Here is a 12,717-nt window from a genome sequence, read left to right on the forward strand (position 1 = left end):
GTCACGCGGGGACGTGCACCGTCTCGACCCGGCTCGCCACCAGGCGTTCCCGCTCGCGTCGGATGGCGCGCTTGCGCAGGCGCAGGATCTGGGTGACCCCGAGGGCCTGGAGCAGGAACACCGCCGAGAAGGCGACGGTGTAGTCGCCGCCAGTGGCGTCCAGCAGGACACCGACGGCGAACAGCGTGGTCATGGAGGCCACGAAGCCGCCCATGTTGGTGATGCCGGAGGCGGTGCCCTGGCGCTCGGGCGGGTTCGCCGGGCGGGCGAAGTCGAAGCCGATCATCGACGCGGGCCCGCACGCCCCGAGGACCGTGCACAGCGCGATCAGCAGCCACATCGGGGCGTGCTCGCCGGGGTAGGCGAGCGTCGCCGCCCACAGGGCCGCCGTCGTGCCGACCGTGCCGAGCGCGATCGGCAGTCGCGCCTCGTGGTGCCGGGCGACGATCTGGCCGTAGACCATGCCGACGCCCATGTTCGACAGCACGACGAGCGTGAGGAGTTCACCGGCCGTGGCGCGGGACAGGCCCTGCGCCTCGACCAGGAACGGCAGGCCCCACAGCAGCAGGAAGACCATCGCGGGGAACTGGGTCGTGAAGTGCACCCACATGCCGAGCCGGGTCCCCGGCTCCCGCCAGGAGGCGGCGATCTGGCGCCGTACGTAGGCCGCGCCCTGGTGCGGGAGCGGCTCCGGCTCGTGGCCCTCCGGGTGGTCCTTCAGGAACAGCAGCACCAGCACGAGCACGACGGCCCCGGCGACCGCGCTGCCCGCGAACGCGGCCGTCCAGCCGATGCCGTGCAGCAGCCGGGCCAGGACGAGCGTGGAGACGAGGTTGCCGGCCATGCCCACCAGTCCCGCGAACTGGGCGACGAGCGGCCCGCGCCGGGCGGGGAACCACCGGGTGCCCAGCCGCAGCACGCTGATGAAGGTCAGCGCGTCACCGCAGCCGAGCAGCGCCCGGGAGGCGAGGGCCATGCCGTACGACGGGGAGAACGCGAAGCCGAGCTGCCCGGCCGTGAACAGCACCGCCCCGAGGGCCAGCACCTTCTTGGTGCCGAGCCGGTCCACGAGCAGGCCGACGGGTATCTGCATGCCCGCGTAGACCAGCAGCTGGAGGATGGAGAAGGTGGACAGGGCCGAGGCGTTGACGTGGAAGCGGTCGGCGGCGTCGAGGCCGGCCACGCCCAGGGACGTGCGGAAGATGACCGCGACGAAGTAGACCGAGACGCCCGTGCCCCAGACGGCAAGGGCGCGCCGGCCGCCCGGTGGATCGCCCGGCAGGGTGCCGGCGCTCATCGGACCTCCCCCCGGGCCAGGTGCGAGAACCAGCTGACGTGGCGGTGGACGAGCCCGACGGCCGCCTCGGCGTCCCCGGAGCGCAGCGCTTGAAGGATCTCCTCGTGTTCGGTGAGGGTCTTGGCGATCCGGTCGGGGTGCGAGTGCATGACGGCGACGCCCATGCGGAGCTGGCGGTCGCGGAGTTGGTCGTAGAGGCGGGAGAGGATCTCGTTGCCGCCGCTGCGGACGATCTCGGCGTGGAAGCAGCGGTCGGTGACGGCGGCCGCGGCGAGGTCTCCGGCGGCGGCCTGCTCCTTCTGCCGGGCGAGGAGCGCTTCGAGGCGCTCGATGAGCCCGGGGGGCGCGGGTACGGCCTTGCGCGCCGCGTGTTCCTCGACGAGCAGCCGGGTCTCCACGACGTCGGCGATCTCCTGCGCGGAGACGGGCAGCACGAGGGCGCCCTTCTTCGGGTAGAGCCTGATCAGCCCCTCGACCTCCAGCCGGAGCAGTGCCTCGCGCACCGGGGTGCGGGAGACCCCGACGGCCTCGGCGAGCTCGCCCTCGGTGAGCAGGGTCCCGCCCTCGTAGCGGCGCTCCAGGACGCCCTGTTTCACGTGGGTGTACACGCGGTCGGCGGCGGGCGGGTGCTTCACGGCCAGGGTCATGCCGACAGCATAGATACAACAGGTACGCATGGATGTATGCGTCCAGGATGCGGACTCACGCGCCCTCGAATGTCACACGTCTGTGGCAAACGGCGGGTCCCCCTCGGCAACGGCACAACCAACTGTGCTAGTTACAAGTCAGACACGTGCGGCTCCCCTTCCCCTCGTCCTCAATTCGGCCGCACTCCTGGGGCATTCAACGCAATCGGGGTACTTCACTTGATAACCGGCATTAAGGGCACCCGTCTCCGTAGAGCCGCGGCCGTCGCCGTCACCACCGGCGCCATGCTCGCGACCGGAGCCCTCACCGTTGCGCCGGCGCAGGCCGCCACGGCGCCCACGATCGCCGCCAAGGGCGGCTACGTGATGAACAACGCGACCGGCAAGTCGCTCTACACCAAGGCTGCCGACACGCGTCGCTCCACCGGCTCGACCACCAAGATCATGACGGCCCTGGTGGTGCTGAAGCAGTCGAACCTCAACCTGGACAGCAAGGTCACGATCCAGAAGGCGTACAGCGACTACATCGTCGACAACAACTGGGCGTCCAACGCCAAGTTGATCGTCGGCGACAAGGTCACCGTCCGCCAGCTGCTGTACGGGCTGATGCTGCCGTCCGGCTGCGACGCGGCGTACGCGCTCGCCGACAAGTTCGGCTCGGGCTCGACGCGGGCGGCGCGCGTGAAGTCGTTCATCGGCAAGATGAACACCACGGCCAAGAACCTGGGTCTGGAGAACACCAACTTCGACTCGTTCGACGGCATCGGCAACGGCAAGAACTACTCCACGCCGCGCGACCTGACGAAGATCGCCAGCAGCGCCATGAAGAACTCCACGTTCCGCACGGTCGTCAAGACGAAGAAGTACACGGCGAAGACGACCACGAAGTCCGGCGGCACGCGGACGATGGCCCCGTGGGAGAACACCAACCCGCTGCTCGCGAGCTACACCGGCGCGATCGGCGTGAAGACCGGTTCCGGCCCGGAGGCCAAGTACTGCCTGGTCTTCGCGGCCACGCGGAACGGCAAGACGGTCATCGGCACGGTCCTCACCTCGACCGACTTGACCTCGCGCAAGACGGACGCGACGAAGCTGCTCAACTACGGCTTCGCGCAGTAGGACAGGCATGACGAAGGGGGGCTCACCGCCGACGGCGGTGAGCCCCCCTTCGCGTGTACCGGGACATCAGGCGCCCGGCTTCACGCCCAGGTGATCAGACGCTTCGGCTGCTCCAGGATCGCCGCCACGTCCGCCAGGACCTTCGAGCCCAGCTCGCCGTCGACCAGGCGGTGGTCGAAGGAGAGGGCCAGGGTGGTGACCTGGCGGGGCTTCACCTTGCCCTTGTGGACCCACGGCTGGAGCTTGATCGCACCGACCGCGAGGATCGCGGACTCGCCGGGGTTGAGGATCGGCGTGCCCGTGTCGACGCCGAAGACACCGACGTTGGTGATCGTCACCGTGCCGTTCTGCATGTCCGCCGGGGACGTCTTGCCGTCCCGGGCCGTCGACACCAGCTCGCCCAGCGACTCGGCGAGCTGCGGCAGCGTCTTGGCGTGGGCGTCCTTGATGTTCGGCACGATCAGCCCGCGCGGGGTCGCGGCCGCGATGCCCAGGTTCACGTAGTGCTTGACCACGATCTCCTGGGCGGCCTCGTCCCAGGACGCGTTGACGTCGGGGTTGCGCCGGATCGCGACGAGCAGGGCCTTGGAGATCAGCAGGAGGGGGTTCACGCGCAGGCCCGCGAACTCCTTGTCCTCCTTCAGCTCCTCGACCAGCTTCATCGTGCGCGTCACATCGACCGTCACGAACTCCGTGACATGCGGCGCCGTGAACGCCGAGCCGACCATCGCCGCCGCCGTCGCCTTGCGGACGCCCTTGACCGGGATGCGGGTCTCGCGGGCCGTGTCGTACGACACGACGGCCGCTGCGGGTGCCGGGGCGGCGGTCGCGGGGACCGCGGGGACCGCGGGGACCTCCGGCCGCGGTGCCTGCGGCGGGGCCACCGCCGCGTGCACGTCCTCGCGGGTGATGATGCCGTCCGGGCCGGTCGGAACGATGGTCGTCAGGTCGACGCCCAGGTCCTTGGCCAGCTTGCGGACCGGCGGCTTGGCCAGCGGGCGTTCCTTGACGGCGGGGGCGGTGGGAGCCGTGGGGGCGGCCGTCGAGGGCGCGCCGCCATGGCCGTTCAGCTCCGTCTGGACCGCCGTCGAGGCCTGCTGGACCGGGACCTCCGGGCCCTTGCGGGGGCGACGGCGGGTGGACGAGGTCGCCACCCCGTAGCCGACGAGCACCGGCTGGCGGCCGGAGCCCTCCGCCTTCGGTTCCTCAGTGGTCTGCGGGGCCTCGGGCGCTTCCGCCCGTGGCTCGGCCGGCGCGGCCCCTCCGCTCACGTCGACCGCGATGATCGACGTGCCCACGTCGACCGTGGTGCCCTCGGGGAAGTGCAGATCCCGGACCACGCCGTCGTACGGGATGGGCAGCTCGACGGCCGCCTTCGCCGTCTCGACCTCGCACACCACCTGGCCGTCGGTGACCTTGTCGCCGGGCTGGACGAACCACTTGAGGATCTCGGCCTCGGTGAGCCCCTCACCCACGTCCGGCATCTTGAACTCGCGTACGGACGCTTCCGTCATCGTCGTCACGACCCTCTCCTCAGTACGCCAGCGAGCGGTCGACGGCATCCAGCACCCGGTCCAGGTTCGGCAGGTACTCCTCCTCCAGGCGGGCCGGCGGGTACGGCGCGTGGTAGCCGCCGACGCGGAGCACCGGGGCCTCCAGGTGGTAGAAGCAGCGCTCCGTGATCCGGGCGGCGATCTCCGCGCCGGAGCCGAAGAACACCGGGGCCTCGTGGACGACGACCAGACGGCGGGTCTTCTCCACCGACGCCTGGATGGAGTCGAAGTCGAGCGGGGAGACCGAGCGCAGGTCCAGGACCTCGAGGTTCCGGCCCTCCTCGGCGGCCGCGTCCGCGACCTCCTGGCAGAGCTTCACCATCGGGCCGTAGGCGGCGAGGGTGAGGTCGGTTCCCTCGCGGACCACCTGGGCCTTGTGCAGCGGGCCCGGGATCGCCTCCGTGGCGACCTCGCCCTTGTCCCAGTAGCGGCGCTTGGGCTCGAAGAAGATCACCGGGTCGTCGCTCTGGATGGCCTGCTGCATCATCCAGTACGCGTCCGAGGAGTTGGACGGGCTGACGATCTTCAGGCCCGAGACGTGCGCGAAGAGCGCCTCGGGGGACTCCGAGTGGTGCTCCACCGCGCCGATGCCGCCGCCGTAGGGGATGCGCACGACGACGGGGAGCTTGACCTTGCCCAGGGAGCGGGCGTGCATCTTCGCGAGCTGGGTGACGATCTGGTCGTAGGCCGGGAAGACGAAGCCGTCGAACTGGATCTCCACCACCGGGCGGTAGCCGCGCAGGGCCAGGCCGATCGCCGTGCCGACGATGCCCGACTCGGCGAGCGGGGTGTCGATGACGCGGCTCTCGCCGAAGTCCTTCTGCAGTCCGTCCGTCACCCGGAAGACGCCGCCGAGCTTGCCGACGTCCTCGCCCATGATCAGGACCTTGGGGTCGGCCTCCAGGGCGTGGCGCAGCGACTCGTTGATCGCTTTGGCGAGTGCCATCTTGTCGGCCATGTCAGTTGCCCCCCTCGTCGGCGAACGACGCCTGGTACGCGGCGAACTGGGCGCGCTCCTCGTCGACGAGCGCGTGTCCGTCCGCGTAGACGTTCTCGAAGATCGCGAAGTGGTCCGGGTCCGGCATGGCACGGACCGCTTCGCGCACTCGTTTGCCCAACGCCTCGGACTCGGCCTCCAGTTCCTCGAAGAATCCCTCGTCCGCGTGGTTTGAGGTCTCCAGGAACCGGCGAAGGCGCAGGATCGGGTCCTTGGCCTCCCAGGCCTGGCGCTCCTCGTCGCCCCGGTAGCGGGTCGGGTCGTCGGAGGTGGTGTGGGCGCCCATGCGGTAGGTGAACGCCTCGACGAGGGTCGGGCCCTCGCCGGAGCGGGCCCGCTCCAGGGCCCAGCGGGTGACCGCGAGGCAGGCGAGCACGTCGTTGCCGTCGACCCGTACGCCCGGGAAGCCGAAGCCCTGCGCGCGCTGGTAGATCGGGACGCGGGACTGCTTCTCGGTCGGCTCGGAGATGGCCCACTGGTTGTTCTGGCAGAAGAACACGACCGGGGCGTTGTAGACCGCGGAGAAGGTGAACGACTCGGCCACGTCGCCCTGGCTGGAGGCGCCGTCGCCGAAGTAGGCGATCACCGCGCTGTCGGCACCGTCCTTGGCGACGCCCATCGCGTAGCCGGTGGCGTGCAGCGTCTGGGAGCCGATGACGATCGTGTAGAGCTGGAAGTTGTTGCTGTTGGGGTCCCAGCCGCCGTTGTTCACACCCCGGAACATGCCGAGCAGGTTGGTCGGGTCCACCCCACGGCACCAGGCGACGCCGTGTTCGCGATAGGTGGGGAAGACGTAGTCGTCGTCGCGCAGGGCCCGGCCCGAGCCGATCTGGGCGGCCTCCTGGCCGAGCAGCGAGGCCCACAGGCCCAGCTCGCCCTGGCGCTGCAGGGAGGTGGCCTCGGCGTCGAAGCGGCGGGTGAGCACCATGTCGCGGTACAGGCCGCGGAGCTCTTCCGGTGTGAAACCGGCGACGTACTTGTCGTACTCGGCGTTCTTGACGCGCTTGCCCTCGGGCGTCAGAAGCTGCACGAGCTGGGGCTCGGCGGCCTTCTTCGCGGCTGCGGGCTTCTTCGCGGCCGCGGCCTTCTTGGCAGGCGTGCGGGTGGTGCCCTTGGTGCCGGTGGTGCCGGCCTTGCTTCCGGCGCTGCGTCGCGATGTGCGCGCGGCAGTGCTCTCCACGGTCACGTGTGCTCCTCCGTCGGTCCGGCCCCCGGGGTTGCCGGTAGGCCAGTGCGGCTCACCTGTTCTCGGCCACCGGGGCACGGGGTGGGTGCCACTCGGCCGGGAACAGGCGTGACAGGTGCCCCGGCGAGCGCCCTGCAACAAGCACGTTACCCAGTGCTCCACATTTCTGTGAAACCCCATCTGACCTGCGATTTTGCTTGGATTTCCAAGTAAATCGGGAAGGCTGCGAAGGGGCCCTGGTCACAGCCTTGCAGGAGGCCGGAGCTACCGCACGTTAACCCGGTGACCCAGGTCACGGGAAGAGTCCACTTGTGGGCGCGCCGAAACGGCACGCGCGCGTGGGGCCCGTTTCCGGGTCCCACGCGCGCGTGGATCGTGCGTTTTACGTTCTTTTCGTTCTGTTCGAGGGGGCAGCCCTTTGTTCGGGGGGGGGTCAGCCCTCCGCGCCGGCGACGACGCCGGCCGTGCCGCCCTCGGTGCCACCGGTCTCGTCCGGCGGCGTCTCCGGGTCCGTGGGCTCCTCGCCCGTCGGCTCGCCGGTCGGCTCCGCGGTGGTCGGCTCCTCCGTCGGCTGGTCCGTGGGCGTCTCGGGAGTGGTCGGGGACGGCGTGTAGGACGGGGTGTACGACGGGGTCCATCCACCGCCGCCGGAGCCCGTGCCGGTGCCGTCGTCCGTCGACGTGTCGGTGGGCCCGTCCGTCTCCTCGTCGCTCGGCGTCTCGCTCGGAGTCTTCTTCTCCTCCGTCTGCGAGACGGTCGGCGACTTCTTGTCGTCGGTGGGCTTCTTCGTGCCGCCGCCGGTGTTCTGCAGCGCCAGGGCGACGCCCGCCGCCACGGCGATCACCGCGAGCACGGCCAGGATCCACAGCTTGCCGCGGCCGCTGCCCTTGTTGCCGCGGCCCTCGAAGCCGCCGTCGTCCCCGCCGCCGTAGCCGGCGGGGAGTATCGGGGAGGGGATCTGCGCGGTGCCGGAGACATCACCGGGGTGGCCCATCACGGCCGTGTGGGCGAAGCCGCCCGACGGGGTGTGCCGGCCCTCGTGCATGTCGACGGGGCCGGTGTTCCAGGTGCCGGTGTGGCCGCCTTGGTCGTAGAGCATCTGGAGCGCGTACTGGACGAGTCCGCGCATCTCCTCGGCCGTCTGGAAGCGGTCGTCGGGCTCCTTGGCGAGGGAGCGCATGACCATGCCGTCCAGCTCCGGCGGGCAGACGTCGGAGGCCTCCGACGGCGGCGTCGGGATGTCCTGGACGTGCTGGTAGACCACCGACAGCGGGGTCTCGCCGGTGAACGGCGGGCGCAGCGAGAGCAGTTCGTAGAGCAGGCAGCCCGTGGCGTACAGGTCGGAGCGGTGGTCGACGGCCTTGCCGAGGGCCTGCTCCGGGGACAGGTACTGCGGGGTGCCCATGACCATGCCGGTCTGCGTCATCGTCGACTGCGCGCCGTGCAGGGCGCGGGCGATGCCGAAGTCCATCACCTTCACGGCGCCGTTGTGCGTGATGATGACGTTGGCGGGCTTGATGTCGCGGTGCACGATGCCGTGCTGGTGCGAGTAGGCGAGCGCCTCCAGGACGCCCGAGACGATGATCAGGGCCTGTTCGGGGCCCGGCGCCTCGGCGTTCAGCAGGAGGTCGCGGATGGTGCGGCCCTCGACCAGCTCCATCACGATGTAGGGGAGCGGCTGGCCGCCGACGATGTCCTCGCCGGAGTCGTACACGGCGACGATCGCGTGGTGGTTGAGGCCCGCCACCGACTGGGCCTCGCGTGTGAAGCGCGCCTTGGACACCGGGTCCTCGGCGAGGTCGGAGCGGAGCAGCTTGACGGCGACGGTGCGCCCGAGGCGGACGTCCTCCGCGGCGAACACCTCTGCCATGCCGCCCCGGCCGAGTCTGTGGGTCAGCCGGTACCGGCCGTCCCCGACCAACCCGCCGTTACCCCAGACCTCCGGCGCGTCCGACATGCCGCCGCCAGTCGCCTCGGGTTCGGACGGGCCCTGAGCGCGCTGCTGCTGTGCCATCAGTCCTCGCCGTCGTTTCTGCCCGCGGTGCGCGCGGTGTTGTTACGGTCTCCGTCGGCCACGCTACAGCCTCCGCGCAAGCCGCCGGTCCGAGACGGGTGCCGGGACCGGCACGGGACGGACGCGCCATGAAACCTTTACTCAGCACTCTCGTGCAAATTCTGTGTACCGGCCGCACGCCCCCGGTAACGCTTCCGCGACGCTTCTTTCGCGTACGGTCACGGAACGGGCACCGAGCTTGACGTGTCCGTGCCCTGGGGCAGACTTGGCCGGGAATGGCGGTTTGGATCAACGTCGGATCACACGGATCCGACGGGTCGGACAGGTCAGACGGATCGGCAGCAGCTCCGCCAGGAGCCACGGGGGACACGGAACATGAGCCAGGACGGCGCACACGGGCAGTACGCGGGGCGGGCGCTCGCCAGTGGCCGCTATCAGCTGCGTGACCTCCTCGGCCAGGGCGGCATGGCCTCGGTGCACCTCGCGTACGACAGCGTGCTCGACCGACAGGTCGCGATCAAGACACTTCACACCGAGCTCGGCCGGGAGCAGGCCTTCCGCGAGCGGTTCCGCCGCGAGGCCCAGTCCGTGGCCAAGCTCACGCACACCAACATCGTCTCGGTCTTCGACACCGGCGAGGACAGCCTCGACGGCATGACGACGCCGTACATCGTCATGGAGTACGTCGAGGGCCGCCCGCTCGGCTCGGTCCTCGACGAGGACGTGACGCGGCAGGGCGCGATGCCCGCCGACAAGGCGCTGAAGATCACAGCGGATGTGCTGGCCGCGCTGGAGATCAGCCACGAGATGGGCCTGGTCCACCGCGACATCAAGCCGGGCAACGTGATGATGACCAAGCGCGGTGTGGTCAAGGTCATGGACTTCGGCATCGCCCGCGCCATGCAGTCCGGTGTGACGTCGATGACGCAGACCGGCATGGTCGTCGGCACCCCGCAGTACCTCTCGCCGGAACAGGCCCTCGGCCGCGGTGTGGACGCACGCTCCGACCTGTACTCGGTCGGCATCATGCTGTTCCAACTGGTCACCGGGCGGCTGCCGTTCGAGGCGGACTCGCCGCTGGCCATCGCGTATGCACACGTCCAGGAGGAACCGCCGGTTCCGTCCACGATCAACCGCGCGCTGCCGCCGGCCGTGGACGCGCTGATCGCCCGGGCGCTGAAGAAGAATCCGAACGAGCGTTTCCCCAGCTCCGAGTCCATGCGCGACGAGTGCCTGCGGGTGGCGGCGTCCTTCCAGGCCGCCCCGCCGAGCATCGTCCCGGGCACCCAGGCGCCGAGCGGCGCGGGCGTCGGCTCGGCCGTGTTCCCGCCGGTCGACCAGGCGCCCCCGGCCGCCTCGGGCCAGGTCCAGACGCCGTACCAGCCGACCCCGCCGCCGAACCCGTACGGCACCCCCGCCCCGCCGGCGCCGTCCCCGGCGTACGGCTATCCGCAGCAGGGCGGCTACCAGACGCCGCACCCGGGCGCGTACTCCCCGCAGCCGGGTCCGTCGACACCGCCGCCGTACAACCTCACGCCCCAGGGCGCGCCCGCAGCTCAGGGCGGCGGCAAGAGCAACAAGCCGGTGATCATCGGTTCCGTCGTCGTGGCCGTCCTGGCCGTCGGCGGGCTGGTCGCGGCCCTGCTGATGAACAGCGGCGGCGAGGACGACCAGGGCGGCGGGGGCGGCGGCGCGAGCGCCTCGGCCTCGGCTTCCAAGAAGCCGGGCTACCGCGGGCCGGACACGACGAAGACGATCGACTCCGAGGAGTGCACGGAGCCGGAGGAGTCGTACAACGACCCCGACAAGATCCAGATCCCGGACTTCAAGTTCATGAACATCGCGTCGGTCAAGTCCTGCGCCCAGGCGGCCGGCTGGCAGGTCAGCGTCAAGAACGTGGACGAGAACACCTACGGCCAGGGCACGGTCATGAACCAGTTCCCGTCCAAGGGCACCGACGTCGACCCGGACGACATGCCGATCATCGAGCTCAACGTCTCGACGGGCAATCCGTCGTCCTGACGCTCCGGACGACATGAGGACATGAGGAAGGGCCCGGCGGCTTCGGCCGCGGGGCCCTTTGTCTTTGGGGGCTGTGCCGGACCTACAGGTACGGCCCGCCCGAACGGGTGCCCGGGTGCTGCTCGTCGAGGCCGTCACCGACGCCCGGCGGTAGGGCGCGGCGCATCTGCTCCAGCTGGGCGCGGGCGGCCATCTGCTGGGCGAACAGCGTCGTCTGGATCCCGTGGAAGAGCCCTTCGAGCCAGCCGACGAGCTGCGCCTGAGCGATGCGCAGTTCCGCGTCGCTGGGGGTCGCCTCGTCCGTGAAGGGCAGCGAGAGCCGCTCCAGCTCCTCGACCAGCTCGGGCGCCAGACCGTCCTCCAGCTCCTTCACCGAGCTGGCGTGGATCTCCTTGAGCCGGACCCGGCTGGCCTCGTCCAGGGGCGCCACACGCACTTCCTCGAGCAGCTGCTTGATCATGCTGCCGATCCGCATGACCTTGGCGGGCTGCTCCACCTGTTCCGTGACCGGGATCTCGCGGGAGTCCTCGTCTCCGCTGCCGCCCCCGAGCGCCATGCCGTCCTGGCCGACGACCAGGATCTGCGGGCTCTCCGGCGACCGTTCGTTTCTCGGCATCTCCATGTCGCCATTCTCTCGCACGCCTGCACCTCACCTCCGTGGTGCCCCCACCGGAAGCTGATCCACCCTGTTCGACAGACGTATCGGTCAGGGCCCGGGTTGCTCATCGGGGGGCGGTTCCGCCTCACGGGTGAGACGCAGCAGCCGGGCCTCGCAGTGGTCCAGCCAGCGGACCTCGGCCTCCGCCTGGAAGACGAGCTGCTCCAGGACGAGCAGCCGGGCCATCTCCTGCGGGTGCCCGGGTGCGCGGGCCAGGGCCTCGGCCCGTCGGCGCACATGGTCGTGGAGCGCCTGCGTCACGTGCCGGCGCTGGGCCTCGACGACCTCCCGTACGTCGACGCCGTCCGACCCGACGGCCATCACCAGCTTGATGGCCAGCTCGTCGCGCGGCGGGCTGGCCCGTTCCACGGGGCGGGCGTACCAGGCGCGCAGCTCGGTCCGGCCCGCCTCGGTGAGCGCGTACAGCTCCCGGCCCGCCTCGTCGACGCCCTGCCGGGCCACCATCCCGTCCCGCTCCAGGCGGCCCAGCGTCGTGTAGACCTGCCCGATGTTCAGCGGCCAGGTCCCGCCGGTACGGGCCTCGAAGTCGGTGCGCAGGCGTGAGCCGTAGCGGGGGCCGGCCGCCAGGAGCGCCAGCAGCCCGTGACGTATCGACATAACCGGATTGTGCAGCGATTCCACCCCTTGGCCGAACCCGGAATGCCGGAGGTGCGGGGGAATGTGAGGCTGATTGCTCGAAATGACCGAACTTGCCGTTATTGCCCTACCGGGCACGGCGGGAGGGGGTCACCAACGTGACTCCATGGCTACGCGCACTGCGGGCGACCGGACTGGTGGTCGCCTTGGGGGCGGGTGCGGTCGTCTCACCCTGCGGGTCTGTTCAGGCCTACGGTGCCGTTCTCGCGTACGACGATCAGGCCCGGGCCCGTGCCACCCCCTCGGCCCCGTCCCCGGAGCCCTCGCGGGCCGGGACACGGGCCGGTGAGGGACGGGACCGGCCGGGGCGGGCGGAGGAGCCCGAGGAGCAGCGGGAGGCTCGCGAGGCCACCGCCGTCCCCGAGGCGTCCCGGGAGGCCGTCCCCGCGGTCCCCGAGCCCTCCGCACCGACCGAGCCACCCGTACGCGAGGCCGCAGCCCAGGCCGAACGGCCCGTCGGGCCTGTGCTGCGGATCCTGCCGCTGGGCAGCGGGCTGGTGCTGATCGGACTCGGCCTGGGACTCGCGTTCGTGGGCCTCAGGCTGCGGCGCGCGTAAGGACGCGGGC

At 70.7% G+C, this 12,717-nt stretch carries 11 protein-coding genes; 3 read left to right on the forward strand and 8 right to left on the reverse strand.

The genetic code is table 11. The features are described from left to right. Position 1 precedes the first annotated feature (1 nt). Both NNW99_RS18400 and NNW99_RS18405 read right to left on the reverse strand, forming a co-directional pair. Entirely contained in the window at positions 2–1,297 is a 1,296-nt protein-coding gene (locus tag NNW99_RS18400; RefSeq protein WP_215120234.1) for a nitrate/nitrite transporter, read from the reverse strand. Continuing rightward, the gene (locus NNW99_RS18405; protein ID WP_215120235.1) at positions 1,294–1,944 is read right to left on the reverse strand and encodes a GntR family transcriptional regulator; all 651 of its coding nucleotides are present in this window, start codon (positions 1,942–1,944) and stop codon (positions 1,294–1,296) included. Before NNW99_RS18405 ends, NNW99_RS18400 begins: the two co-directional genes overlap by 4 nt. Before the next feature lie 219 nt (positions 1,945–2,163). On the opposite strand from NNW99_RS18405, the gene NNW99_RS18410 reads away from it, so the two are divergent. Further along, positions 2,164–3,063, forward strand: a complete 900-nt coding sequence (locus NNW99_RS18410) for a D-alanyl-D-alanine carboxypeptidase family protein (protein ID WP_215120236.1) — start codon at positions 2,164–2,166, stop codon at positions 3,061–3,063. An 80-nt stretch (positions 3,064–3,143) separates the two neighbouring features. Here NNW99_RS18410 and NNW99_RS18415 read toward each other — a convergent pair whose 3' ends face one another. The 4 genes from NNW99_RS18415 to NNW99_RS18430 all read right to left on the reverse strand — a co-directional run bounded on the left by NNW99_RS18415 (position 3,144) and on the right by NNW99_RS18430 (position 8,813). After that, positions 3,144–4,586 (reverse strand): dihydrolipoamide acetyltransferase family protein, encoded by a 1,443-nt coding sequence (locus NNW99_RS18415; protein ID WP_215120237.1) that lies wholly within the window; start codon positions 4,584–4,586, stop codon positions 3,144–3,146. A 10-nt stretch (positions 4,587–4,596) separates the two neighbouring features. Then, positions 4,597–5,574, reverse strand: a complete 978-nt coding sequence (locus NNW99_RS18420; protein ID WP_215120238.1) for an alpha-ketoacid dehydrogenase subunit beta — start codon at positions 5,572–5,574, stop codon at positions 4,597–4,599. 1 nt (position 5,575) lies between these two features. Further along, complete coding sequence (gene pdhA / locus NNW99_RS18425) at positions 5,576–6,799, reverse strand: pyruvate dehydrogenase (acetyl-transferring) E1 component subunit alpha (RefSeq protein WP_215120239.1); 1,224 nt, start codon at positions 6,797–6,799, stop codon at positions 5,576–5,578. A 433-nt stretch (positions 6,800–7,232) separates the two neighbouring features. Next, entirely contained in the window at positions 7,233–8,813 is a 1,581-nt protein-coding gene (locus NNW99_RS18430; RefSeq protein WP_215120240.1) for a protein kinase, read from the reverse strand. 375 nt (positions 8,814–9,188) lie between these two features. On the opposite strand from NNW99_RS18430, the gene NNW99_RS18435 reads away from it, so the two are divergent. Beyond that, complete coding sequence (locus tag NNW99_RS18435; RefSeq protein ID WP_215120241.1) at positions 9,189–10,835, forward strand: Stk1 family PASTA domain-containing Ser/Thr kinase; 1,647 nt, start codon at positions 9,189–9,191, stop codon at positions 10,833–10,835. An 82-nt stretch (positions 10,836–10,917) separates the two neighbouring features. Here the strand turns inward: NNW99_RS18435 and NNW99_RS18440 are convergent, their stop codons facing one another. Together NNW99_RS18440 and NNW99_RS18445 are read right to left on the reverse strand one after the other, a co-directional pair. Beyond that, positions 10,918–11,457, reverse strand: a complete 540-nt coding sequence (locus tag NNW99_RS18440; protein ID WP_215120242.1) for a bacterial proteasome activator family protein — start codon at positions 11,455–11,457, stop codon at positions 10,918–10,920. Positions 11,458–11,541: 84 nt separating this feature from the next. Further along, complete coding sequence (locus tag NNW99_RS18445; protein ID WP_215120243.1) at positions 11,542–12,111, reverse strand: PadR family transcriptional regulator; 570 nt, start codon at positions 12,109–12,111, stop codon at positions 11,542–11,544. Positions 12,112–12,248: 137 nt separating this feature from the next. Here NNW99_RS18445 and NNW99_RS18450 point away from each other — a divergent pair, with 137 nt between their 5' ends. Beyond that, a complete protein-coding gene (locus tag NNW99_RS18450; protein WP_215120244.1) occupies positions 12,249–12,707 on the forward strand; it encodes a hypothetical protein in 459 nt (152 codons plus the stop codon). Positions 12,708–12,717: the final 10 nt, after the last annotated feature.

This window comes from Streptomyces sp. CRCS-T-1 (assembly GCF_024442335.1).
Classification (GTDB): Bacteria; Actinomycetota; Actinomycetes; order Streptomycetales; family Streptomycetaceae; genus Streptomyces; species Streptomyces koelreuteriae.